Below are 24205 nucleotides of genomic sequence, written 5' to 3' on the forward strand. Positions count from 1 at the left end.
TGTCTTGAATGGTACGGTGCTCAGGCTAAACCGGACCTGTCGGAAGTCTTGGCAGGGCGGGCCTTGCGCAGAAGCAGCACCGCCGCCGGGGGAAAGACCAGCCAGAACCCCGAGGCTGGCATCAGCACCACGCCCACGCACCCCAATACCAGCAAGGCCCAGCCAATTGGTTTCAGGGCCTGGGTGGCGTGTTGCTTTTCAAGTGCGGCAACCGTCAGACCCAGCATAAACAGCCCCGCACCGAACAGCACAAACCAGGTTGCTGCCGCGCGCTGCGGATCTCCAGCAATGCTGTTGTAAAAGCCGCGGCCCGCGATGTCGAGCAGCGGTCCGCCGTACTTCCAGGGGGCATACACGGTGTGCAGCAGCGCGATGGCCATCAGGCAGCGGCCGATGGATATCTTCATGGTGTTTCTACGCTGGTTTTGCCAACGGCGCGCCATTGACCGGCCAGGGCGTCGCCGCTATCGCCGGTGGCGCTGGTTGCGTCGGATGGAGGCCCGCCAGGATGAAAACCCGGTTTGAAGTAAGCCAGCAAGGGCAGGGTGCAGCGCCAAGCTACGCCGTCCCGTCCGAAGAAAAAGGTTGTGGCGCTCCACCACGTGCTGGGCTTGAATAGCGACTTGTCTCGCCACAGGTTGAGCGTCGTCTGCACGCCGGCGTCCAGCGAGAACAAGACCAAAACGTAGGCAAACCAGAGCGAGCGGCGCAAGGTGCCGCCACCCAGGGCCTGGTACACGTCAAAGGCGACGGCCCTGTGCTCGGTTTCTTCAACCGCGTGCCAGCGCCACAGCGTGCGCATCTTCGGTTCAGCTGCGTCAAACCAACTGGGGTATCGCAAGGTGCCTTCGGCAAATACGGCGGTGCAATGCTCATACGCGGCCGTGATGGCCAGGTGGTGCAACACATGCAGCCTGCGCGATTGTTCAATCCGCCAGGTGGCAAGACGGGCCCAGATGTTGCTGAGGCCCTGCTTTTCCAGCTGGGCGTTGTACAGCCCGTGCACATGCCGGTGCGTGGCCTCCTGGCCAATGAAGCCGCGGACCAGATCGTGCAATGGCTGGTGGACGGCATCTTGCGGCAGCAGCGCGGCTCCGGCGCGCACCGAGTCCATAAAGTATTGCTCACCGACCGGGAAACTCATGGACAGCGCGATGTAGTACTGGCTGCGAAATGCGTCGCCCCCATGCCAGTGGCGGGCAAACCCACCGGACAGGTCGATATTGAGCTTGCGAATGGTGAGTGTTGTCATGAAGCCTTGTGTTTGCGTTGATTTATGAGCATTATTCAGTTTTGTACGCGCCCGGGCAACTCGCTTGTTGCTCAGTTTTTCTTCAACCTCCTGCCATGAACAAAAAGCCCCCGACTCTCTCCCCTGAAGTGATGCGCAAAGCACCCACCCAGGAGCGTGCGCAGCGCACCATTCAGGCGATCTTTGAGGCAACTGCTCAGATTATGGAAAGCGAAGGCGAGGCAGGCCTGACGACCAACAAGGTCGCGCGGAAGGCGGGCTTTTCAATTGGCACGCTGTACCAGTATTTTCCGAGCAAGGAAGCCATCATTCTTGCCATGAGCCAGCGCGAGCGCCGCCGGGTGATGGATGACATGCAAGCCATGATGACCCGCTCGGTGCAGGAGGGGCGTGACGCTGAAGAGGTGGTGCGCGAAATTATCCGCACCTTGATTGCGTCTTTTGCTGCAGGCCCCCGCTTGCGCCGCGCCATGGTTCGCATGGTCTGGCGGCTGGACCACCATGAACACATCACCGAGGCGCTGCGCGAAGCGGCCGAGCGCAATGCGATCGCGCTGGCCCAGCTCAACGATCGGCGGCTGCGCCCGCCCAATCCGGTGATGATGTTTGTCTCTACCCGTGCGGTGATGGGCGCGATTCGCAGCGCGTCACTGGAAGACTCGCCCCTGCTCGGCACCCGCGAGTTCGAAGATGAACTCGTGCGCATGGTGTGGGGCGCCATGCAGGCCTGACGACGTGATGCCGCGCTATTTCTGTTTGGGAACCCGGCCCATCAGGTAGAACTCGGGGTTGGGCATCATGCTGGAGAAGCTGGCGATGCGGTTGGACAGGCCGAAAAATGCGGTGATCGCCGCGATGTCCCAGATGTCTTCGTCGTTGAAGCCGTGCGCCTGCAGCGCGGCAAAGTCAGCCTCTTCAATCTCATGCGAGCGCTCGCAGACCTTCATCGCAAAGTCCAGCATGGCGCGCTGGCGCGGCGTGATGTCGGCCTTGCGGTAGTTCACTGCCACCTGGTCGGCCACCAGCGGTTTTTTCTCATAAATCCGCAGCAGCGCGCCATGCGCCACCACGCAGTACAGGCACTGGTTGGCGGCACTGGTGGTCGTGACAATCATCTCCCGGTCGCCTTTGGTCAGGCTCGACTCCTCGCGCAGCATCAGTGCGTCGTGATAAGCGAAGAAGGCGCGCCATTCAGCGGGCCTGCGCGCGAGTGCCAGAAACACGTTCGGCACAAAACCTGCTTTGTCCTGGACTTCCAGAATTTTTGCGCGAATGTCCTCCGGCAAGTCCTTGAGCTCTGGTGCCGGGTAGCGTGCGTGTGTGGGTGTCATGGCGAGATGATGTTGAGTTTGGGAAAGTAAGTCTGAAAGCGTACCGCATCACGGGTCAGCAAGCGCATATTGCCCACCAGAGCGTGCGCGCCGATGTAAAAATCGGGCATGGGCGAGCGCTTGTTACCGCTGGCGGTGCGGTAGATCTTGAAGGCTTGCCCTGCCAGATAGGCGGCGTCCCAGGGCAGCGCTTCGCGTTTAAGGGGCAATAGTGAAAGGGCAGCTTCCAGGTCGGCAGCGCGGTCGAACCTCGGGCTGATCTCGGCCAGGATGATGGGGCTGATGACCAAGGGCGCTTGTTGACCGAGCAAGTCCAGTTTTTCAAGCGACCACTCTGCCCAGTCCGCGTCGTCGGCCAGCACGTCAATCAGCACGCAGCTATCAACCAGGGTCGGCGCAAGCAGATAACGCGGGTCAGCCTCTTGCACCTTGCTGGCGCCAGGTTTTTCAACACGTGCGCGACTAGCCACGGATGAACTTCATGAATTCGTCCGTGCCCATGCCTTTGAACTGCGCTGCATTGGCGCTGCCACGCACCCGCTCAAACGCGCTGCGCAGGGGTGAGCCAGAATGCGCGGCGCGGCGCATGAGAACGTCGCCGTTGGCGCAGACCTCAAATTCGACTTCGCTGTGCGGCTGCAGGCCTGCCTTGTCGCGAACCGCTCGCGGAATGGTGACTTGGCCTTTGCTGGTGAGTCGCATAATTCTTACTCCTTGGAAGTAAGAATCTTACTTTTGTTTCGGGACCCACGCAACAGGCGGCTCTGGCGGCCTGTTGCGTATGGTCAAGCCAGGTCGAAACGATCCAGGTTCATCACCTTGTTCCATGCCGCCACAAAATCCCGCACAAAGACCTCTTGCGCGTCACTGCTGGCATACACCTCCGCGATGGCGCGGAGCTGGGAGTTGGAACCGAAAACGAGGTCGATCATCGTACCGGTCCACTTGAGCTCGCTGGTCGCCCTGTCGCGGCCCTCCAGCACCCCGTCGGACGCCTCGGACTTGCGCCACTGGGTGCGCATGTCGAGCAGGTTGACGAAAAAGTCGTTGCTCAGCGTGCCGGGGCGCTTGGTGAAAGCACCGTGCCCCGGGCCGGCCGTGAGGGCGCGCATGCCGCCGACCAAGACCGTCATTTCGGGCGCTGTCAGCGTCAGCAGGTTGGCGCGGTCCACCAGCAGTTCGGCCACCGAGGCCTGCTGCCCGGCACGGCTGTAATTGCGAAAACCGTCGGCGACCGGCTCGAGCACGTCAAACGAATCCACGTCAGTCTGTTCCTGTGACGCATCCGTGCGCCCGGGCAAGAAGGGAACCGTTAACTGGTGCCCGGCTGTTGCGGCGGCGGCCTCCACCGCAGCGCAACCCCCCAGAACAATCAGGTCAGCCAGCGAAATTTTCTTGTTGCCAGACTGTGCGGAGTTGAATCCCTGCTGGATGGACTCCAGCGCCGCCACTACTTTCGCCAGTTCGGCCGGCTGGTTGACCTCCCAGTCCTTTTGCGGCGCCAGACGGACGCGCGCGCCGTTGGCACCACCGCGCTTGTCGCTGCCGCGGTAAGTGGAGGCGGACGCCCAGGCTGCGTTCACCAACTGCGCGATGGACAGGCCGGATGCGAGGACTTTGGCCTTCAGCGCCACAACGTCCTGATCGCCTACCAGTTCATGGTCCACCGAAGGCAGCGGGTCTTGCCACAACAATTGACCCTGCGGCACCAGCGGGCCGAGGTAGCGTGAGATCGGCCCCATGTCGCGGTGCGTCAGCTTGTACCAGGCCTTGGCGAAGGCGTCGGCAAACTCCTGCGGATGGGCCATGAAGCGCCGCGAAATTTTCTCGTAAGCGAGGTCCATGCGCATGGCCATGTCGGCGGTGGTCATCATCGGGGCATGGCGCCGGGCGGGATCGTGCGCATCCGGCACCGTGGTGGCGGCCGCCGGGTCGGTGGGCTTCCACTGGTGGGCGCCCGCCGGGCTTTTTGTCAGTTCCCACTCGTAGCCGAACAGGTTCTCGAAGTAACCGTGGTCCCACTGGATGGGGTTGTTGGTCCAGGCACCTTCGATGCCGCTGGTGACGGTGTGCACGCCATGCCCACCGCCGAATTTATTGATCCAGCCAAAGCCCTGGTCTTCAATGCTGCCGCCCTCCGGCTCAGGACCCACATACTGGCCCGGATCGGCCGCGCCATGGGACTTGCCGAAGGTGTGTCCGCCGGCAACCAGCGCAACGGTCTCTTCGTCGTTCATCGCCATGCGGGCGAAAGTCTCACGGATGTCGCGCGCGGAGGCCAGCGGGTCCGGCTTGCCATTCGGGCCTTCGGGGTTCACGTAGATCAGGCCCATCTGCACTGCGCCCAAGGGCTTTTCGAGTTCACGGTCGCCGGTGTAGCGCTTGTCGCCCATCCACTCGGCCTCCGGTCCCCAGTAGATGTCTTCCGGCTCCTAAACGTCAGCACGCCCCCCGGCGAAGCCGAAGGTCTTGAAGCCCATGGAATCCATAGCCACGGTGCCTGCCAGCACCATGAGGTCGGCCCAGGAGATTTTTCGGCCGTACTTTTGCTTGGTGGGCCAGAGCAGGCGGCGTGCCTTGTCGAGATTGCCATTGTCTGGCCAGCTATTGAGCGGGGCAAAACGCTGAGTGCCGGAAGCCGCACCACCGCGGCCGTCAGCGATGCGGTAGGTGCCCGCGCTGTGCCACGCCATGCGCACGAAAAAAGGTCCGTAGTGGCCGTAGTCGGCCGGCCACCAGTCCTGTGAGTCCGTCATCAAGGCATGCAGGTCGCTGACCACGGCATGCAGGTCCAGACTCTTGAACTCCTTCGCGTAGTCGAAGGCTGTGCCCATGGGATCGGACTGGGGCGAGTTCTGGTTCAGCAGCTTGAGGTTGAGCTGGTTGGGTCACCAGTCGGCATTGGAGCGGCCGCTGGCCACAGTGGGCTTGAGCGCAGCACCTGAAAAGGGACATTGTTTTTCTGCTGACATGAGGATTCTCCGTGATGGGGGCTGACGATGAGGGATAAACTGAGTCTAGGATTGGTTATTCGATTGAACAAGTCAATGTTTCTTATATGGTTCATAGTTGAATGCAATCGATCGGCTTGATGGGGGTGGCGATCCCCAAAGCGCTGCCAAGCGGTGAGCAATCGCGCGGCGTTATGCTGGCGGTTTCATTTTGGAGAGACCCATGAACGCGGCATATGACAAAGGCTTGGCCACACGCAAGCAGGTGATGGGCGAAGACTTCGTAGCCAACGCTTTGGGCAATGCCACGGATTTCACGCGGCCGATCCAGGAGCACATTACCGCCAAGGCCTGGGGAGATGTCTGGCAGCGGCCCGGCCTGGACTTGAAGACGCGCAGCCTGATCACTGTGGCGATGCTGACGGCGCTGGGCAAGCAGCATGAACTCAAGGGTCATTTGCGCGGCGCCTTGAACAACGGCGCCACACCGGCCGAGCTTCAGGAAGTGCTGCTCCATGCCGCCGTTTACTGCGGCGTGCCAACCGCTGTGGACGCTTTCAGGACGGCGGCAGAAGTGGTAGACGGACCGAAGAATGCCTGACGCCGGCAGTTACGGCCCATTTCTCCGAATTCAAATATTTTAGTGTTTTAGGCCTCTAGCCCTTACGCAGCGGGCGTGAACAGCTATTGAAAACATAGCATCGAGGAGCCGGCTCAACCTTCCATCAGCTTGTGCACCAGGTCGGCAGTGGTGGACGCCTTGTACTTGCGCATCAGGCGGGCGCGGTAAATCTCTACGGTGCGGTGGCTGATGACCAGCGCGCGGCCGATTTCCTTGGAGGTCATGCCGTCCATCAGGTGCGCGGCGACTTCGCGTTCGCGCGCCGTCAACTCAGCCTTGACCGGCCTGCGTGAGCTCAGGTCCTCAAAGGTCCAGATGCCGGACTCGTGCGGCGCGGCGCGGTTGAGCGCGCGGCCTGTGACGTGGCACCAGAAAGTCTCGCCCTTCAAGCGCCCGTCCACCCGTTTCATGATGCGGTCGTCGGCGTAGTGGCCCTTGGCATTGAGAATGGGCAACATGCGCGCGCCTATGCGCTCGTACTCGGCGGCGCTGGGGTAGAGGACCTGGAAAGACTGGCCGATGAGCTGCTCGTGCGTAGCGCCAAACATCTCGCAGAGGTGCTGGTTGCAGTCGACGATGCCGCGGTTGCGTGACAGCACCAGCCCGACCGGCGCCATGTTGAAGGCCAGACGGTAATCAATGTCCATCGGGTCGGTAAGAGGCACAGGGTTAAACTTTAGGGGTAACTACGTATGCGGATAGGTAGTATCGTACGGTTTTGACGTGTGTGTTGGAAGTTCTTCAGGAGATTTTTTGTGAATAAACTTTTTCCCTCCGCTGCCGAGGCCCTCAAGGGTGTCGTCAAGGACGGCCAGTTGATGGCTGTTGGCGGTTTTGGCCTGTGCGGCATCCCCGAGGCCCTGATCCAGGCGCTATGTGACAGCGGGACCAAAGACCTGACCGTCATTTCCAACAATGCTGGCGTCGACGGCTTTGGCCTGGGCAAATTGCTCGAGACACGCCAGATCAAAAAAATGATTTCCAGCTATGTCGGCGAAAACAAGGAGTTTGAGCGCCAATACCTGGCCGGCGAGCTGGAGCTGGAATTTACGCCGCAAGGCACGCTGGCCGAAAAGCTGCGCGCCGGCGGCGCAGGCATCCCGGCTTTTTTCACGAAGACCGGTGTCGGCACCCAGGTGGCCGAGGGCAAGGAGTTGCGCGAATTCGATGGCGAGACCTACGTCATGGAGCGTTCGCTGGTGCCCGACGTGGCGCTGGTCAAGGCAGCGGTGGCCGACAAGTCCGGCAACCTGCGCTTCAACCTCACCGCCCGCAACTTCAATCCGGCTGCCGCGATGGCCGGCAAGGTCTGCATCGTCGAAGTGGAAAAAATCGTCGAAGTGGGCGAACTGGCGCCGGACGACATTCACCTGCCGGGCATTTATGTGCACCGCATCGTGCTCAATGCCAGCCCTGAAAAACGCATCGAAAAACGCACCATCACCGAGAAAGCCTGATATGCCCTGGACCCAAGATCAAATGGCGGCGCGTGCCGCGCAGGAACTCGAAGACGGGTTCTACGTGAACCTCGGCATCGGCATACCGACGCTGGTGGCCAACTTTGTGCCGGCCGACAAGGAAGTCTGGCTGCAGTCGGAAAACGGCATGCTGGGCATAGGCGCCTTCCCGACCGAAGACGAGGTCGATGCCGACCTGATCAACGCCGGCAAGCAAACCGTCACTACCATCAAGGGCTCTTCCATCTTCGGCAGCCATGACAGCTTCGCGATGATTCGCGGCGGCAAGATCAACCTGAGCATCCTGGGCGCCATGCAGGTCAGCGAGAAGGGCGACCTGGCCAACTGGATGATCCCCGGCAAGATGGTCAAAGGCATGGGCGGCGCGATGGATCTGGTGGCCGGCGTCAAGCGCGTGATCGTGCTGATGGAGCACGTCGCGAAGAAAAAAGACGGCACCGAAGACCTGAAGATCCTCGAAAGCTGCACCCTGCCACTGACCGGACTGGCCGTGGTGGACCGCATCATCACCGACCTGGCCGTGATGGACGTGACGCCGAAAGGCCTGAAGGTGATCGAACTCGCACCCGGCGTGACGATGGAGGCCTTGCAGGCCAAAACCGGGTGCAAGCTGCATTGACGGCAAGAGCTTGTTCTGCGTTTCCCTGAGAGGGAGCCACTAAAAAAGGCTCGGAAGGGCCTTTTTTATGCGGTGGAGCGGGTGATGGGAATCGAACCCACGTTATTTGCTTGGGAAGCAAGAGTCCTACCATTGAACGACACCCGCATGCGTCGATTGTAGAACCACCGCGCGGGTGGTTCTCCGTCAAAAAAGCTCAGGGCCGCAGATAGGCCCAGCCGTCCTGCTGTTTCTTCATGATCTCCGTCACACCCGCAGGCACGTAGGCGATGGTGGGCAACATGTCGTCTTTGCCCAGCTTCTGGCCGCGCATCGTGTTCTCGCAGGCCACGACACGCACATTGGCTTTCGTAGCGTCGGCGACCCGTGCACCAGTCGGCGAGTCCATCTTCAGCATGCCGATACCGGGTCCATAGGCGACGATGGCGATATCCACGTTGGCGGCGCCCACGTCGTCCTGCACGTTCTTCGCGTTGTTCAGGGCGAGGTTCCATTTGGCCGGGTCGTTGTCGCTGACCTGGATCACAATTTTATGACGTTTTTGGCCTGTAGCCCCCGCCCCTTGTGCGTGAGTAGCTATCAAAAACGGAGCAGACAGGGCGGCGGCGCCGACCATGCCGACTTGAAGAAGCATTCTGCGGTTCATCATTTCTGCATGTCTCCGAGGCACAGGTATTTCATTTCGAGGTATTCGTCCATGCCGTGGCTGGAGCCTTCGCGGCCCAGGCCCGACTGCTTGACGCCGCCGAAGGGCACGTGTTCGGTGGCGATCACGCCGGCGTTGATGCCGACCATGCCGTATTCCAGCGCCTCGGCCACGCGGTAGATGCGGCCGATGTCGCGGCTGTAGAAGTAGCTGGCCAGGCCGAACTCGGTGTTGTTGGCAGCGTCAATGGCTTCCTGCTCATGCTTGAAGCGGAACACCGGCGCAAACGGGCCGAAGGTTTCTTCCTTGGCGCAGAGCATGTCCCCCGTCGCTTCTGCCACCACGGTTGGCTCGAAGAACTGGCCTTTCATGCGTTTGCCGCCGGCCAGCAGCTTGCCGCCCTTGGCAATCGCGTCGTCCACATGGCGCTGCACCTTGTCAACGGCCGCGTCCTCGATCAGCGGGCCCTGCACCACGCCATCTTCAAAGCCGTTGCCGACCTTGAGCAGCTTGACCTTGGCCGCAAATTTTTCGACAAACTGGTCGTACACGCCGTCCTGCACATAAATGCGGTTGGCGCAGACGCAGGTCTGGCCGGCGTTGCGGTACTTGCTGGCCATAGCGCCCTCAACGGCGGAGTCGATGTCGGCATCGTCGAACACGATGAAGGGCGCGTTGCCGCCCAGTTCCAGAGCCAGCTTCTTGATCGATGGTGCGCTTTGCGCCATCAGGATTCGGCCGACCTCGGTGGAGCCAGTGAAGCTGATGTGGCGCACAGTGTCACTGGCGCAGAACACCTTGCCCACCGCGATGGAGTTGTCGTTGTCGGCGGTCAGCACGTTCAGCACTCCCGCGGGGATGCCGGCGCGCATGGCCAACTCGGCTGCGGCCAGCGCAGTCAGCGGCGTCAGTTCAGCCGGTTTGATGACCACTGGGCAGCCGGCGGCCAGCGCCGGGGCGACCTTGCGGGTGATCATCGCCAGCGGGAAGTTCCAGGGCGTGATGGCGGCACAGACGCCGATGGGCTGCCTGAGCACCATCAACCGGCGAGTGTTGTCAAACTGGGGCAGGGTTTCGCCGTTGACGCGTTTGGCTTCTTCGGCGTACCACTCGACAAAACTGGCGCCGTAGGTGACTTCGCCCTTGGCTTCGGCAAACGGTTTGCCCTGCTCGGCGGTCATGATGCGGCCCAGGTCCTCGACATTGGCCATCAGCAGCTGGTACCACTTGAGCAGGATGGCGTGGCGCTCCTTGCCGGTTTTGCTGCGCCAGGCGGGCCAGGCTGAGTTGGCGGCGGCAATCGCGTCTTCGGCGTCTTTGGTGCCCAGGTTGGCCACCTCGGCAAGTTTGAGGCCAGTCGAGGGGTCGTTGACATCAAATCGACTAACGCCCTCGACCCATTGTCCGTTGATCAACGCATCGGTTTTCAGAAGGCTGGGGTCTTTGAGTAGCGCCAGAGGGGATGTCTTCATGTCCATGTGAGTCTCCTGAGAAGATGGGGGAATGGTGGGTGATTGTTGGGTTAACGGCAAAATTGCGTGCTCAGCTTTGGCAAGCCACTGTGAGAGTTAGGGGGTAATGCAAGCGACGCGGTCAGTTTTCGATCACACGTCGGGCGAACCGCTCAAGGTAGTCCATCAATGCATCGGCGCCATGCATGGCCGCCTTTTCGTCGCCGGTGGCGATACCTTGGGCCAGTTCCATGTGGTGGCGCGCACCTTCGGCAATTTCGCCTTCGTGCTGATAGGCGTACCAGAAGCGCCGGCATTGCACGACCAGCGGCACCACGCATTTGACCGCTGAATGGTTTTGACTGGCATGGTGGTTGACCTCGTCGAGTTCATGGTCAGACCGCATGTAGTCCTCGAGGTGACCACGCGCCGCCGCCTTGACCATTTTTTCAGCACAACGAACAATCGCCTGACGCTGCGCTGCTGTTGCGCGGCGCGCAGAACATGCGGCAATGAGGCGTTCGAGTGCGCGACGCGTCTGGATCACATCCAGATGGTCGGCCAGATCGATGTGGGAGACGAGCAGGCCGCGGCGTGGCTGCTGATCAATAAGTCCGATCGACACCATGCGCAACAGCGCTTCGCGTACCGGCGTACGACCCAGCTGGGTCAGCTCCACCAGTTCCGCCTCGACCACCGGGCTGCCCGGCTTGAGCTGCAGCGTAGAGATCAGTGCCTCGATCGCATCGTAGGCGAGATCCGCTGCGCGTCGCTTCATGGGGAAGGGTGGGCTGGGCATCGAGGGCTGTGGCATGGTTGCGGTTGAGTTGTCGGCGTTGCAGCAGAGCTGCCACTCACCGACCAGGCCTGTTCGCAAGAACGAGACACATACGATGAAGGTCAGGCCTTGAATGATTGTAGCGACGCCTACTGGCGACGGGGCCGCAGAAGTGTTTGATCGGCTTCCCGGTTTTGAGAATGGATTCTTTGCTCACAGTCGTGATCCGCTGGTTTCAGTGCTTTACTTTATGGGGTGAGGTAGTGCGAAGCTGCTGTGCGCCAGCGTGGCAATGCGTGCCGGCGAGATCGGCGTGCCTGGCGCGGGCTGTGGCCAGCCAAACAAAAACTGCGTGGCACCGCCGCAGACACGGCCCTGGCAAGCCCCCATGCCGCAGCGGCTGTGCAGCTTCGCCGCGGTCCAGCTCTCGAAGCCACACAGTTGCGCGTGGCTCACGTCTTCACAGCGGCACACCAGCGTGTCGGGCGCCGCCAGTTGTTTCAAGCCGGGATGAAGCGCGAAGCGGGTGTGCAAGCTTGTGGCGAAGGCCTCCCAGCGCTGCCGCTGGGGCCACAACCGCCGGGCCTGATCCACTTGTCCCATGGCTGCATGGCCGGCAATGGCGCCCTGCACCAGGGCGCGTTCGCTGCCGCCGAAACCGGTGCATTCGCCGGCGGCGTAATGGTCGGGCAGACTGGTGGCTTGCCAGGCGTCTACCGCAATGGCGTGCTGCGCATTCAGGGCGCAGCCCAGCGCCTGGCCGAGTTGGGTGTTGGGAATCAGGCCGAAGCCGCAGGCCAGGCGGTCGCAAGCGACGTCCAGCGTACGCCCACCTTGCTGAAGGCGCACCGACTCCACGCGGCCCTGGCCCGAAGCGGCCACGACGTGGCTGGACAGGCGATAGCCCCGATGTATGAGCGTCAAGGCCTGCAGGGCTTTGCCGGGCCAGCGCACCAGCGAGGCGGCAAAAGCGGCCACCGCACTGACGGATGCCTGTTCGGCCACCCGCAACACCTGCGCACCGGCGGCCTGGGCCGCGGCCGCGACCGCCAGCAACAGCGGGCCGCTGCCCGCCACCACGATGCGCTCGCCGCGCACCGGCAGGCCCCCTTTGATCAGGGCTTGCAGCCCGCCAGCACCCGTGACGCCGGGCAAGGTCCAGCCCGGAAACGGCAGCAGCAGTTCCCGCGCGCCGGTGCACACAATCAGCTTGTCATAGCCCAAGCTCCAGCCTCGATTGTCGTCTTCCAGCAGCAGCTGCCTGGGCTGCGGCACCGCCACGATGCGGGTGCTGGACAGCAGCCGCACATTCGGGTGACTGGTCAGGGCTTCACGCCGCTGCAAAGCGGCCCGGGGCAGATGGGCGCCGGGGCCGTCGCGCCAGATCTGGCCGCCTGGGGCCGGGTTGTCGTCGATCAGCGTGATGGCCGCGCCCGTGGGGGCCGCCGCCAGTGCCGCAGCCATGCCCGCCGGGCCGGCGCCGACGATCAGCAGGTCGCAATGTTCCGGGGAAGGGGAGGTCATCAGTTCAGGCTCCCGCCATGGCTGCGGTCTGCACCGCCATGCCCTCGACGCACAGCGTCTGGCAGGCCAGGCGGCGCTGACCGCTAATCAGCACCCGGCATTCCTGGCAGACACCCATGCCGCAGAACGCGGCGCGCCGCTCGCCGCTGGCGGAGATGCGCGTGATGCCGCTGCCCGCGATGGACAGCGCTGCGGCCACAGTGACACCGGCGGGCACGCGTTGTGGCTGGCCGTCAAGGCTGAATTCAATCGAACTGTTGATGTTGTTCATGCGGCCATTTCGAAGCGCTGCGGCAAGTAGGGCGCTGGGTCGAGTTCTGCCCGGTGCCCGGTGATTTGTGCTGCCAGCAAGCGGGCGCTGGCGGGGGCAGTTGTTACGCCCAGGCCTTCGTGGCCCACGGCCAGCCAAAGCCCGGCGCGCTGCGGATGCGGCCCCAGCAGCGGCAGGCTGTCGGGGGTGGCGGCGCGCAGGCCGGTCCAGCAGCGGATGGCGTTGAGATCGGCCAGGGCGGGCATATAGCTCAGCGCGCGCTCCAGCATCTGCGCCAGCATCTCGGCATCCACTTCTGGGGCGCTGTCATCAAACTGGCGAGACGAGCCGATCAGCAGTTGCCCGGTGGGGCGTGGCTGCAGGTTGAACGCCACGGAGGGCCCGGTGCAGTGGTGTGCGCTGGTGACATAGCCCAGTTCCACCAACTGGTGACGGACCTGGCCTGGGTAGCGGTCGGTGATCAGCAAATGACCCTTCTTCGGGCGTATCGGCAGCTCGGGGCACAGTTGCGTGGCATGGATGCCGTTGGCCAGCAGCACGGCGTTGGCGCCAAGCCAGTTGTTGCCGGCCAAGCGCACGCGTGAGCCGTCGATCCCCAGCACTTCGGCATGTTGCACACGGATCTGCTTCGGGTGCTGCGCCAGCAACCAGCGCGCCGCGTTGGGCGCATAGACCACGCTGTCGCCTGGCACATGCAAAGCGCCACACAGGCCGGGCCGCAGTGCAGGCTCCCAGGCCTGCAGTGTTGGCGCATCAATCAGATCGCAGCCCACATCGTGCGCGCGCAGTCGCTCCTGCTTTTCGTGAGCTGCTGTCATTTCCTCGTCGTTCGCGGCCAGCCACAGCGTGCCGCAGGGGTGCCACGCACAGTCCGCGGCCATCGCGTCGGCCCATTGCCGCCATATGGCAAGCGAATGGCGGCTGAGTGCGAGCTCGGCGGGGTTGTCGTCCATAACCACCAGATGCCCCATGCCCGCCGCCGTGGCGCCGCCCCGGCGGTCGTCGAGCACCAGCACGTCCAGCCCGGCGCGTGCCAGCTCGTGTGCACAGGCGCTACCGACGATGCCGGCACCGATGACGATGACATCCGCATCCATGGGCATGGTTAAAGGCGGATGCCCCATCCAAAGGGATCGTCGGCCTCGATCAGCAAGGTGGCTTCTGCGCTCATGTGGGCGCGCCCGCGCAGTGTGGGGATGATGTGCTCGCCATCGCGCTCATAGCTGGCTTCGAACTGGCTGCCGATCACGCTGGCCTGGCGCCAGATTTCTCCCGACGCGAGTTTTCCGTCGGCTGCCAGGCAGGCGATCTTGGCGCTGGTGCCGGTGCCACAGGGTGAGCGGTCGTAAGCCTTGCCAGGGCAGAGCACGAAATTACGGCTGTCGGCTATTTCATCGTCGGCGAATAATTCAATGTGATCAATCTCCGCGCCTTCGGCCCCGGTGATGCCCTGCGCCGCCAGTGCCTCGCGCAACGACCAGCTATAGGCAGTCAGTGCGTCCAGCTTATCGCTGGCCACGCGCTGTCCATGGTCACTGACGAGAAAGAACCAATTGCCGCCCCAGGCCACGTCGCCGCGCACCGTACCGTGGCCAGGCACCTCAACCGCGACCTGGTGTCGATGCCGATAAGCCGGCACGTTGCGCACGCTGACCGAGCCGTCCCCGTGGAGCGTGGCGGTGACCGTGCCGACCGGTGTTTCGATGCGATGCTCGCCGGGCGGGATACGGCCCATATAGGCCAGCGATGCCACCAGCCCGATGGTGCCGTGCCCGCACATTCCGAGGTAGCCGGTGTTGTTGAAGAAAATCACGCCGGCGGCATTGGTCGGGTCCACTGGCTTGCACAGCAGCGCACCCACCATCACATCGCTGCCGCGCGGCTCGAGCACCGTTGCGGCGCGCCAATCGTCGTGGCTTTGCTCCAACAGTGCACGCCGCTCGGCCATGCTGCCGGTGCCCAGGTCGGGAAAGCCGTCCACAACCAGTCGGGTCGGTTCGCCGCCGGTGTGGGAGTCAATGATCTTGATGCGTTTCATAGCGGGTCCGGGTCCTCCGTGGATGGTTCGAGCCGTGAAATCTGCAGGAAAGTACTAAAAGGAACAGAGCCACTGTCATGGCTCTTTACTGCTCTATTCCGTCAGGTCAGCGGCGCAGGAGCCGCTTCATAGCTCGGCAGCGTCAATAGCTCGCGAGTGGTGTTGGTACAGCGTTGCGGAAAGTGAAAACCGTGACGGGGGCCTGCTTCATATTGCCCTTTTCGTCATAGGCATAGGTGCCGGCAACGCCCTTGTAGCTTGATTTGTAGATTTCCGCGCCGACCTTGTTGGGGTCAATCGAATTGGCTTTTTGCATGGCCTCGCCAATGAACAGGGTCTGGTCGTAAAACGAAGCCGCATACGCGTCCGCGTCGAGGTTGAAACGTTTTTTGTATTTCGCCTTGAACGCGGGGCCTTCTGCAGCCTTTTCCAGGATCGAGCCGCCCTGCGCGCAAAAAACGGTGTCGTTGACGGCGTCTGCCGCCAGCTTTCCCATTTCTGGGCTGCACAGCGTGTCACCGCCCAACAACTTGGCGGGCATCGCCAACCGCTTCATTTGCCGCGTCATCGGTGCAGCTTGCGGGGCATAACCACCAAAGAAAATCACCTCTGGCTGCTTGGCTTTCAGGTTGGTCAATATGGACGAGAAGTCAACCGATTTGTCCGTGGTGAATTCCTGCCCCACAACAGTGAGGCCCAGATTTTTGGCCTCTTTGACGAATTCTTCGGCAACCCCTTGTCCGAACGCCGTGCGGTCGTCAATCACGCCAACTTTCTTGGCCTTGAGTACGTTGGCTGCATAGGCCGCCATGCTGGCGCCAATCTGGCTGTCACCGGCAACGATGCGGAACAGGTTTTTGTAGCCGCCCTGGGTGACTTTGGGGTTGGTGCCGACTGTGGACATCATGGTGCCACCTTCGTTATAAACCCGCGACGCGGGAATGGCAACGCCGGAGCAGTAGGGCCCCATGACAAATTTCACACCGCTGTCCACCAGCTTCTGGGCGGCGCTGACGCCGGTTTTGGCGTCACATTGGTCATCTTCGGAGTGCAGTTCAAATTTGAGTGTCTTGCCAGCCACCACGATTTTTTTGGCATTGAGTTCTTCAATCGCCAGTCGCACGCCATTTTCATTGTCTTTCCCGGCAAACGCGTTGGCCCCTGACAGCGGGCCGGTGTGGCCAATTTTCACCACCTGTTCCTGGGCTTTCGCATTGCCTGCAAACGCAATCGCCATAACACCAAGAAGCGGAATCATGTTCGGTTTGATTTTCATACCTGTCTCCTAAAGTTTCGGGTAAATAAATGGGTGCCCAAAAGGGCTGTCGTCAGGCAACCGACTGGTATTGAGCCGGTCGTGTTGCCAGCACTTTGTTCACGAGGGGGTGCGGCCCAGCCCCTGTGCGCTCCGCCAACTCGGCCTCGACCACCGGACTCTCAGGCTCGAGTTGCAGCGTGGAGAGCAGCGCCTCGATGGCGTCGTAAGCGCCGTCGGCCGCGCGACGCTTGGGCGACGTGGTGGAAGCAGATGGAATGCGGGTGGACATGAGAGGTGCGCTGGATCGGATCAGAGTGAGGCGCCGACCTTGCGCAGTTCCGCGATCTGCGGCGCCTTGGGCAGCCAGAGCTTGTCGAACTCCTGGATGATCGGCGCAGGGTTGTAGCCCGAGTCGCTCTTGAAAGCGATGCCGCCCGTCTTGAATTTCTCGATCAGCCCGAGCTCGGTGGTGACAATGTCCTTGATCTGCGCGTCGAGCGATTGCTTGACCAGATCGCGAATCAGATCCTTGTCCTTCGCGTCCAGCGTCTGCCAGATGCGGCCCGACACCAGTGGGGCGAAAGGCATGAAGAGCGCGTTCATCGGCAGTAGCACCTTCGACACCTTGTCGAAGCGCTGGTTCCACGAAAACTCGATGTCCGCCTCGAGGGCATCGACCTGGCCGTTGGCCATCGCTTCGAACACGGCGGGCGTGGGAATCGGGGTCGGCGCTGCGCCCACCAGTTGATAGAAGTCGCGGTAGACGGGCGTCGGGTTGATCCGCAGCTTCATGCCCTTGAGATCGTTGGGGCTCGAGATGTCCTTGGTCGAGAAAATCACCCGCATGCCGGTGATGCCCCAGCCCAGGCCGATGGTGCCGGTCTCGCGCGGCAGCACGTCGAGCAGCTTCAGCGCGGCCGGCGTGCGCACCAGCGATGCGACGTTGGTCGTCGAGCGCACGAGATAGGGCGCATTGATGGCAGCCACGCTCGCGACGCGCGAGCCCAGCTCGGCCGCCTGAATCCAGCCCATGTCCAGCGCGCCGGACTGCAGCTGCTGCATCATGGCCGACTCGTTGCCCAGCTGGCCCGAGTGGAACACCGTGACGCTGAGGCGGCCATTGGTGGCCTTCTTCAGCGATTCACCGAAGGCCAGCGCGGCGCGGTTCCACGAATGGCCGGCCGGCGTGATGAGGCCGAGGCGGAACTCTTTGGCCGTGGCCGCACGCGCAGTCGTGCTGAAAAGGAGTGAAGATGCGGCGGCGCCGGCCGCAGTTTGGACGAAGTGTCGGCGTGAGAGGGACATGTGATGCTCCGGTTGAGGTGAAGGGACGGGGACGAGTAGATGCCTACTTGATGAGGGCGAGCGACAAACTCGGGAAGATCGACAGCAGCACCAGGGCTGCGCAGCAGATGAGGAAGAAGGGCAGCGTGACCATGAACATCTTTCCGGGTTTGGCGCCGGTGACCGCAGCGGCCACGAAGAAGCTCAGGCCCACCGGCGGCGTCATCAACCCCAGCACGAGGTTGACCACCACCACCACGCCGAAGTGGCGCGGGTCGATGCCGTAGACCTCGGTTGCGATGGGCAGCAGGATCGGCACCGTCATGATCAAACCCGGGATCCCGTCGATTACCGTGCCGATCACCAGCAGGATGACGTTTGTCAGCAGAAGAAACGTCACCGGATCCTTCGCCACCGTCTGGATCCACGCGGCGGCGGCCTGGGGCACTTTGCCGTAGATCAGCAGCCACGAGAACACCGCCGCGGCAGCCACGAGGAACAGCACGACCGCAGAGTAGATGGCCGACTTGAGCAGCATCTGCGGCATGGTCTTGAAACTGAACTCCTTGGTAACGTAGCGCCCGATCAGAGCCGCGGCCAGCGCGCCGACAGCAGCGGCCTCGGTCGGGTTGGCGAAGCCGGTGAGGATGGAGCCAACGATTACGATCGGAATCAACAGCGTGGGGGAGGATCTCGCGATGGTGTGCAGCCGTTGCCTGATCGTGCGCTTCTCGGTGCGTGGGTAGTTGTAGATGTACCCCATGCACGCGATCACGACAAAGAAGAGCAGCGTGAGCACGATGCCGGGCAGGATCCCGGCGATCAGCATGTCGCCGACCGCCACTTGCGCCAGCACGCTGTAGACCACGAACATCACCGAGGGCGGGATGATCGGGCCCAGCATGCCGCCGTACACGGTGAGCCCGGCCGCGAAGGTCTTGTCGTAGCCCTTCTTCTCCATCTCCGGCACCATGATCTGGCTCATGATCGCCACCTGCGCGGTGGCCGAACCGATGATGGACGACACCATCATGTTGGCCAGGATGTTGACGTAGGCGAGGCCGCCCTTGACCGAGCCGATGAAGGCCAGCGCCATATCGATGAGGCGCTTGGTGATGCCGCCGCCGTTCATGATCTCGCCGATCAGGATGAACAGCGGGATGGCGATGAGACCGTAACTGTCGATGCCCGAGAACATCTGCAGCGGATACGACTGGAACAGCACCGTGTCCCCGGAGTTCAGGATGTAGACGATGCCAGCCAGGCACAGGCAGGCACCGATCGGCACCCCGACCAGCATGATCACGAGAAAGAAGGCAGTGGTCAGCATGTCAGTTCACCCTGTCGGCGTTGAGCACATGGAACTCGTGGTGCACTCGCCTGGGCTGCAATCCGAGGTCTTCGACCAGGTTGGACAGGGCATGCGCGCTGAGGGTCAGCGAGAAGATCGGCAAGATCAGCTGCACGACCCACATGGGCCAGTTCAGCGTCTGCGTGGTTTCGGTGTAGATGAAGTTGAAGGACTCGGCCGCGTAGCCCTTCGCGTCGAAGCCGTGGCTCGCGATCCCCACCGGATCCATCCAGATCCAGCACATCGCCAGCAGGCCCAAGCCGAGCAGCAGCACGACGCCCGAGGCGCAGGCCTTGACCACCGCCGCCGCTGTGGGGTTGAGCTTGTCAGTCAGCAGCGTCACGGCAAAGTCCAGCCGCAGCCGGGTCATCGCCGAGGCGCCGATGAAGGAGAGCCAGACCACAGAGTACACCGATGCCTCGTCCACCCAGTAGATGGGAATGCCCGAGTAGCGCGTGACCACGTTGAACAGGATCAGCGCCACGAGCAGGCCCATCAGCCCGGTGAGCAGATGGCGCTCGCAGAAAAGGATCCAGTCCGAAGCGTCGAGCACTCGGCGGGCGATGGCATTGTTTTTCATGGCGTGCTTGTGGCCTTGTGGCGCGGACTGCGGCTGGATCAGGCGACCGACTGGTACTGAATTGGCCGTGTCGCCAGTGCTTTGTTCACGATCGTTTCAATGGCTTCGCGCTCCGCGCCTATCAGCGGCAGGCGCGGGCGGCGCATGTGCTCGGTGCTGACACCGGCCAATACGTCGATCAATTTGAGGTTTTGCACCAGCTTGGTGGAGACATCCAGGTGCAGCATGGGCGTCATCCACTGGTAGAGCTTGAGAGCCTCGGCGAATTTGCCGGCCTTCATCAGGTCATACAGCGCAACGGTTTCGCGCGGAAAGGTGCAGCCAACCCCGGCGAGCAGGCCGTCGCAGCCAAGCGCCAGGCCTTCATAGGCCAGGTCATCCACACCCAGAAAAAGCTGGTAGCGATCACCCAGCAGGTTGCGCAAATCGGTGATGCGGCGGATGTTGTCCGTGCTTTCCTTGATGGCGACGATCCATTCGCAGTCGGCCAGCTCGGCCATGTGTTCGGGCTTGAGATCCACGCGGTAGGCGACTGGGTTGTTGTAGACCATGATCGGTTTTTTAGCGGCTTCCGCCATGGTGCGCACGTTCAGCATCGCCTCGCGCGCGTCGGCCACATAAATCACCGAGGGCATTACCATGAAACCGTCCACGCCGAGTTCGTTGGCGCCAAGGATGTAGCGCAGCGCTTCGCGGGTGCTGGTTTCAGAGACGTTGGCGAGTACCGGGACGCGGCCTTGGGTCGCCTTGATGGCGATGTCGGCAACCTGGAGCTTTTCTTCCAGTGTCAAGGTGCTGGCCTCACCCAGCGATCCGCAGGTGACGAGGCCGTGAATCCCGTTGCGGATCTGGAAATCGATGTGCTTGGCCGTGCCTTCGGCATCGATGCTCTCGTCGGCGTGGAATTTAGTGGTGATCGCGGGAAAAATTCCCTGCCAGCGTGGGTTGGTCATGAGGTTGCTCTTTCTGTAATGAGGTTTGGAAGGGTTTGTTTGGTAGATATTAATATATTAATAAGATATTTGCAATATCTTTATTGGGTATTCGGCAGTTTCCTGATTCGCCGTTTTGGTGTATTCGTGTGCCGGGTTACGGCCGCGGGCGCTTGTCGGCTACAAAGCAGCCTGCGCGCGAGGTCTTGCCTCCGACGTGGTGCGCCGTGGGGCCAGGGCGCAAAACCTATAATCGATTGTTCAAATAAATCAAGCAGTTAGCGCGATGGCGCGCCCTTTTCCACACCATGAATCAACCCACCTTCACCGTCGCCGATATCCGCAAAAGTTTCCTGGACTTTTTTGCATCCAAGGGCCACACCGTGGTGGCGTCCAGCTCGCTGGTGCCGGGTAATGATCCGACCTTGATGTTCACCAACTCGGGCATGGTGCAGTTCAAGGATGTGTTTCTAGGCAACGACAAACGCCCGTATGTGCGCGCCGCCTCGGTGCAGGCCTGCCTGCGTGCTGGCGGCAAACACAACGACCTGGAAAACGTGGGCTACACCGCGCGCCACCACACCTTTTTTGAGATGCTGGGCAACTGGAGCTTTGGCGACTATTTCAAGCGTGAATCGCTGAAGTGGGCCTGGGAGCTGTTGACCGAGGTTTACAAGCTGCCGCCCGAGCGCCTGCTGGCCACCGTGTACGAAGAGGACGACGAGGCCTACGACATCTGGACCAAAGAAATCGGCCTGCCGCCTGAGCGCGTGATCCGCATCGGCGACAACAAGGGCGGCCGCTACAAGTCCGACAACTTCTGGATGATGGCCGACACCGGCCCCTGCGGCCCCTGCAGCGAAATTTTTTATGACCACGGCGACCACATCCCCGGCGGCCCGCCGGGTAGCCCAGATGAAGATGGCGACCGCTTCATTGAAATCTGGAACAACGTGTTCATGCAGTTCGACATGGCGGCTGACGGTAGCGTCACCAAACTGCCAGCGCCTTGCGTGGACACCGGCATGGGGCTGGAGCGTCTGGCTGCCATCTTGCAGCACGTGCACAGCAACTATGAGATCGACATCTTTGCAGAGTTGATCAAGGCGGCATCACGCGAGACCGGCGAAAAAGACCTGGGCAACAAGAGCCTGTTCGTGATTGCCGATCACATTAGGGCCACAGCCTTTTTGGTGAGTGACGGCGTCAACCCGTCCAACGAAGGCCGCGGCTACGTACAGCGCCGCATCATCCGCCGCGCGATTCGCCATGGCTACAAGCTTGGAAAAAAGACGCCGTTCTTCCACAAGCTGGTGGCCGATCTGGTCAAGCTGATGGGCGACGCCTATCCGCGCTTGAAGTCTGATGAAAAGCGCATCACCGAAGTCCTGCGGGTTGAAGAAGAGCGCTTTTTTGAGACGCTGGAAATCGGTATGACGATTTTGGACGCAGCCCTTGTGGGTGATGCCAAAGTGTTGCCCGGCGACGTGGCATTCAAGTTGCACGACACCTATGGCTTTCCACTTGATCTGTCGGCCGATGTCTGCCGCGAGCGTGGGCTGGAGGTTGACGAGGCAGGCTTTCATGCTGCCATGGACAAACAGAAAAATCAGGCGCGCGCTGCAGGCAAGTTCAAGATGGATCGCGCGCTGGAGTATTCAGGTGAAGGTCATGCGTTCACCGGCTACGAGCTGCTCGAAGAGCCTGCCAAGGTAGTGGCCTTGTACGCCGACGGTGTGGCCGTGCAAAGCCTGAATGCAGGGCAGAGCGGGGTCGTGGTTCTGAGCACCACCCCGTTTTATGCCGAGAGCGGTGGCCAAATCGGAGATCAGGGGCGTTTGACGGCATCCGGTGCAAGTTTTGCGGTGGATGACACTCTGAAAATCAAGGCCGACGTGTTTGGTCATCACGGCACGCAGCAAGAGGGAGTGCTCAAGGTAGGCGATACAGTCACGGCGCAAGTCAACACCGCTGTGCGCGCGGCCACGGTGCGCAACCACAGCGCCACCCATTTGATGCACAAGGCCTTGCGCGAAGTGCTCGGTGATCACGTTCAGCAAAAGGGCAGCCTGGTCAATGCCGAGCGCACCCGATTTGACTTTGCACACAACGCGCCGGTGACGGATGCGCAGATTCGCGAGATTGAGGCACGTGTCAACGCGGAAATTTTGTCCAACGTGGCCACCGATGCGAGCGAAATGGACATGGAGTCTGCGCAAAAGAGCGGCGCCATGATGCTGTTTGGCGAGAAGTATGGCGACAAGGTGCGTGTGCTCAGCATAGGCTCCAGCAAGGAGCTGTGCGGCGGTACCCACGTCGGACGCACCGGCGACATTGGCCTGTTCAAGATCGTTGCAGAGAGCGGTGTGGCCGCCGGCGTGCGCCGCGTGGAAGCTGTAACGGGTGACAACGCGTTGGCCTACGTGCAGGAGCTCGAAGCGCTCAGCGCAGCGATGAGTGGCTACCTTAAGGCCTCGCGAGGCGAACACTTGAGCCGTGTCGCGCAAGTGTTGGACCAAGTCCGCACGCTGGAAAAAGAAGTGGCCGCGCTCAAGGGCAAGCTGGCTTCGTCACAGGGTGATGAATTGATGTCGCAAGCAGTCGACATCAAGGGTCTCAAAGTTCTGGCTGCGAAGCTGGAAGGCGCTGACGCCAGGACCCTGCGCGAGACCATGGACAAACTGAAAGACAAGCTCAAGACGGCTGTCATCGTGCTGGCCGCGGTGGACGGAGACAAGGTGCAAATCGCAGCCGGTGTGACAGCCGACAGCGTGGGCAAGGTCAAGGCCGGAGAACTGGTCAACTTTGTGGCGCAACAAGTCGGCGGCAAGGGTGGCGGCAAAGCCGACATGGCCATGGCCGGCGGTACAGACGCTTCCCGCTTGCCAGCTGCGCTGCAGTCGGTACAAGCTTGGGTGGCCGAGCGGGCGTGAAATAGTGATGGTACCTCTCTGCTATAAAAATAATAGCTGGTAGCCCCCGTGAATACTGGGCTGAAGGCCATTTTTGTTGTCAACTTGCTGCTGGCAGCGCTGCCAGGCGCCGCCGCACCGCGCGAGGTGTTCTTTGACAGCCTGGATGGCACCGTGATCAAGGCTTGGGTGTTCCAGCCCGAGGACAAGCTCGTAAAAGGCACCGTCAAAGGCACTGTGATTGCGCTGCACGGATGCGGCGGTCTCTACGCCAACGGTGGCCGCAACAAGGGCCAGTTCAATGCGCGACATCAGGCCATGGCCGATCTGCTGGTTGCTGAGGGTTACACCGCCGTGTTTCCCGACAGCTTTACGCCGCGCGGCGAGTCCTCGATATGTGTCCAGAAAATCGGCACGCGCAAGATTGACCAGAGTGAGCGCCGGGCCGACACCCTGGCCACGCTCGACTGGGTTGCCGCCCAGCCATGGGGGCAGGCCAAATACACGGCCTTGCTGGGCTGGTCTCACGGCGGCAGCGCCGTGCTGGCCGCCACCGACATGGCACGCGCCGATGTCAGTCGCCGCCCAGTGCAGCCCGCTGTTGGCATTGCGTTTTATCCCGGCTGCAGCGCAGCGCTGAAATCAGGCTACCGCGTGGGCGCGCCCTTGGTGATGATGCTGGCCGAAAAAGACGACTGGACGCCACCTGCGCCCTGCATCGAGCTGGGCAAGGCGGTTGGCGCTGAGGTTAACGTCTACCCCGACAGCTATCACGACTTTGACTCGCCCACAGGCCGCGTGCAATTGCGCAAGGACGTGCCCAATGGCGTCAATCCGGGGCAGGGCGTTCACGCTGGCCCCAACCCGGCAGCGCGCGAGGCGGCTTATACACGCCTGCGCGAGGTTCTGCAAAAAAACCTGCAGTAA

At 61.8% G+C, this 24205-nt stretch carries 24 protein-coding genes, 1 tRNA gene and 2 pseudogenes; 6 read left to right on the forward strand and 21 right to left on the reverse strand.

Features of this window, described 5'->3' with window-relative positions:
* Positions 1-20: 20 nt before the first annotated feature.
* Positions 21-407 (reverse strand): DUF6463 family protein, encoded by a 387-nt coding sequence (locus H0W47_RS02575; RefSeq protein WP_296920270.1) that lies wholly within the window; start codon positions 405-407, stop codon positions 21-23.
* Positions 404-1252, reverse strand: coding sequence for a metal-dependent hydrolase (locus H0W47_RS02580; protein ID WP_296920273.1), 849 nt, complete (start codon positions 1250-1252; stop codon positions 404-406). The genes H0W47_RS02575 and H0W47_RS02580 overlap by 4 nt, the downstream gene beginning before the upstream one ends.
* A gap of 95 nt (positions 1253-1347) precedes the next feature.
* On the opposite strand from H0W47_RS02580, the gene H0W47_RS02585 reads away from it, so the two are divergent.
* Entirely contained in the window at positions 1348-1983 is a 636-nt protein-coding gene (locus H0W47_RS02585) for a TetR/AcrR family transcriptional regulator (RefSeq protein ID WP_296920276.1), read from the forward strand.
* Between the two features lie 15 nt (positions 1984-1998).
* Here the strand turns inward: H0W47_RS02585 and H0W47_RS02590 are convergent, their stop codons facing one another.
* The 4 genes and pseudogenes from H0W47_RS02590 to katG form a co-directional block, all read right to left on the reverse strand.
* A complete protein-coding gene (locus H0W47_RS02590) occupies positions 1999-2583 on the reverse strand; it encodes a peroxidase-related enzyme (RefSeq protein WP_296920279.1) in 585 nt (194 codons plus the stop codon).
* Entirely contained in the window at positions 2580-3053 is a 474-nt protein-coding gene (locus tag H0W47_RS02595; RefSeq protein ID WP_296920282.1) for a type II toxin-antitoxin system VapC family toxin, read from the reverse strand. Before H0W47_RS02595 ends, H0W47_RS02590 begins: the two co-directional genes overlap by 4 nt.
* Positions 3046-3285: an AbrB/MazE/SpoVT family DNA-binding domain-containing protein gene (locus H0W47_RS02600; RefSeq protein WP_296920284.1), complete on the reverse strand. Its 240-nt coding sequence runs from the start codon at positions 3283-3285 to the stop codon at positions 3046-3048. The genes H0W47_RS02595 and H0W47_RS02600 overlap by 8 nt, the downstream gene beginning before the upstream one ends.
* Positions 3286-3368: 83 nt before the next feature.
* Positions 3369-5555, reverse strand: a pseudogene (gene katG / locus H0W47_RS02605) (catalase/peroxidase HPI).
* A gap of 202 nt (positions 5556-5757) precedes the next feature.
* Between katG and H0W47_RS02610 the strand changes: the two are divergent.
* Complete coding sequence (locus H0W47_RS02610) at positions 5758-6135, forward strand: carboxymuconolactone decarboxylase family protein (protein WP_296920287.1); 378 nt, start codon at positions 5758-5760, stop codon at positions 6133-6135.
* Positions 6136-6248: 113 nt separating this feature from the next.
* On the opposite strand, the gene H0W47_RS02615 is transcribed toward H0W47_RS02610, so the two are convergent.
* On the reverse strand, positions 6249-6803 hold the full coding sequence (locus tag H0W47_RS02615; protein ID WP_296920397.1) for a PAS and helix-turn-helix domain-containing protein: 555 nt from the start codon (positions 6801-6803) through the stop codon (positions 6249-6251).
* Positions 6804-6911: 108 nt separating this feature from the next.
* On the opposite strand from H0W47_RS02615, the gene H0W47_RS02620 reads away from it, so the two are divergent.
* Together H0W47_RS02620 and H0W47_RS02625 are read left to right on the forward strand one after the other, a co-directional pair.
* A complete protein-coding gene (locus H0W47_RS02620; protein WP_296920290.1) occupies positions 6912-7613 on the forward strand; it encodes a CoA transferase subunit A in 702 nt (233 codons plus the stop codon).
* 1 nt (position 7614) lies between these two features.
* Positions 7615-8253: a CoA transferase subunit B gene (locus tag H0W47_RS02625; RefSeq protein WP_296920292.1), complete on the forward strand. Its 639-nt coding sequence runs from the start codon at positions 7615-7617 to the stop codon at positions 8251-8253.
* A 73-nt stretch (positions 8254-8326) separates the two neighbouring features.
* On the opposite strand, the gene H0W47_RS02630 is transcribed toward H0W47_RS02625, so the two are convergent.
* The 14 genes and pseudogenes from H0W47_RS02630 to H0W47_RS02695 all read right to left on the reverse strand — a co-directional run bounded on the left by H0W47_RS02630 (position 8327) and on the right by H0W47_RS02695 (position 20387).
* Positions 8327-8400 (reverse strand) — tRNA-Gly (locus H0W47_RS02630).
* Between the two features lie 49 nt (positions 8401-8449).
* Positions 8450-8899, reverse strand: a complete 450-nt coding sequence (locus H0W47_RS02635) for a DsrE family protein (RefSeq protein ID WP_296920294.1) — start codon at positions 8897-8899, stop codon at positions 8450-8452.
* Positions 8899-10377 (reverse strand): NAD-dependent succinate-semialdehyde dehydrogenase, encoded by a 1479-nt coding sequence (locus H0W47_RS02640; RefSeq protein WP_296920297.1) that lies wholly within the window; start codon positions 10375-10377, stop codon positions 8899-8901. Before H0W47_RS02640 ends, H0W47_RS02635 begins: the two co-directional genes overlap by 1 nt.
* Positions 10378-10492: 115 nt before the next feature.
* Complete coding sequence (locus tag H0W47_RS02645) at positions 10493-11128, reverse strand: GntR family transcriptional regulator (protein ID WP_296920299.1); 636 nt, start codon at positions 11126-11128, stop codon at positions 10493-10495.
* A 243-nt stretch (positions 11129-11371) separates the two neighbouring features.
* Positions 11372-12652: an FAD-dependent oxidoreductase gene (locus H0W47_RS02650; protein WP_296920302.1), complete on the reverse strand. Its 1281-nt coding sequence runs from the start codon at positions 12650-12652 to the stop codon at positions 11372-11374.
* Between the two features lie 4 nt (positions 12653-12656).
* A complete protein-coding gene (locus H0W47_RS02655; protein ID WP_296920305.1) occupies positions 12657-12923 on the reverse strand; it encodes a (2Fe-2S)-binding protein in 267 nt (88 codons plus the stop codon).
* Entirely contained in the window at positions 12920-14020 is a 1101-nt protein-coding gene (locus H0W47_RS02660; RefSeq protein ID WP_296920400.1) for an FAD-binding oxidoreductase, read from the reverse strand. The genes H0W47_RS02655 and H0W47_RS02660 overlap by 4 nt, the downstream gene beginning before the upstream one ends.
* 8 nt (positions 14021-14028) lie before the next feature.
* Complete coding sequence (locus H0W47_RS02665) at positions 14029-14961, reverse strand: 4-hydroxyproline epimerase (protein WP_296920308.1); 933 nt, start codon at positions 14959-14961, stop codon at positions 14029-14031.
* 142 nt (positions 14962-15103) lie between these two features.
* Positions 15104-16237, reverse strand: coding sequence for a branched-chain amino acid ABC transporter substrate-binding protein (locus tag H0W47_RS02670; RefSeq protein ID WP_296920311.1), 1134 nt, complete (start codon positions 16235-16237; stop codon positions 15104-15106).
* Between the two features lie 103 nt (positions 16238-16340).
* A pseudogene (locus tag H0W47_RS02675) lies at positions 16341-16508 on the reverse strand (GntR family transcriptional regulator); the annotation flags it as partial.
* Between the two features lie 20 nt (positions 16509-16528).
* The gene (locus H0W47_RS02680; RefSeq protein ID WP_296920315.1) at positions 16529-17524 is read right to left on the reverse strand and encodes a TRAP transporter substrate-binding protein; all 996 of its coding nucleotides are present in this window, start codon (positions 17522-17524) and stop codon (positions 16529-16531) included.
* Between the two features lie 43 nt (positions 17525-17567).
* Positions 17568-18833, reverse strand: a complete 1266-nt coding sequence (locus H0W47_RS02685) for a TRAP transporter large permease (RefSeq protein ID WP_296920318.1) — start codon at positions 18831-18833, stop codon at positions 17568-17570.
* 1 nt (position 18834) lies between these two features.
* Positions 18835-19434: a TRAP transporter small permease gene (locus H0W47_RS02690; RefSeq protein ID WP_296920321.1), complete on the reverse strand. Its 600-nt coding sequence runs from the start codon at positions 19432-19434 to the stop codon at positions 18835-18837.
* A 38-nt stretch (positions 19435-19472) separates the two neighbouring features.
* Complete coding sequence (locus H0W47_RS02695; protein ID WP_296920325.1) at positions 19473-20387, reverse strand: dihydrodipicolinate synthase family protein; 915 nt, start codon at positions 20385-20387, stop codon at positions 19473-19475.
* 287 nt (positions 20388-20674) lie between these two features.
* On the opposite strand from H0W47_RS02695, the gene alaS reads away from it, so the two are divergent.
* Together alaS and H0W47_RS02705 are read left to right on the forward strand one after the other, a co-directional pair.
* Positions 20675-23299, forward strand: coding sequence for an alanine--tRNA ligase (gene alaS / locus H0W47_RS02700; protein WP_296920329.1), 2625 nt, complete (start codon positions 20675-20677; stop codon positions 23297-23299).
* Positions 23300-23347: 48 nt separating this feature from the next.
* The gene (locus tag H0W47_RS02705; protein WP_296920332.1) at positions 23348-24205 is read left to right on the forward strand and encodes a dienelactone hydrolase family protein; all 858 of its coding nucleotides are present in this window, start codon (positions 23348-23350) and stop codon (positions 24203-24205) included.

It is taken from the genome of Polaromonas sp. (genome assembly GCF_013817205.1).
Classification (GTDB): Bacteria; Pseudomonadota; Gammaproteobacteria; order Burkholderiales; family Burkholderiaceae_C; genus Polaromonas.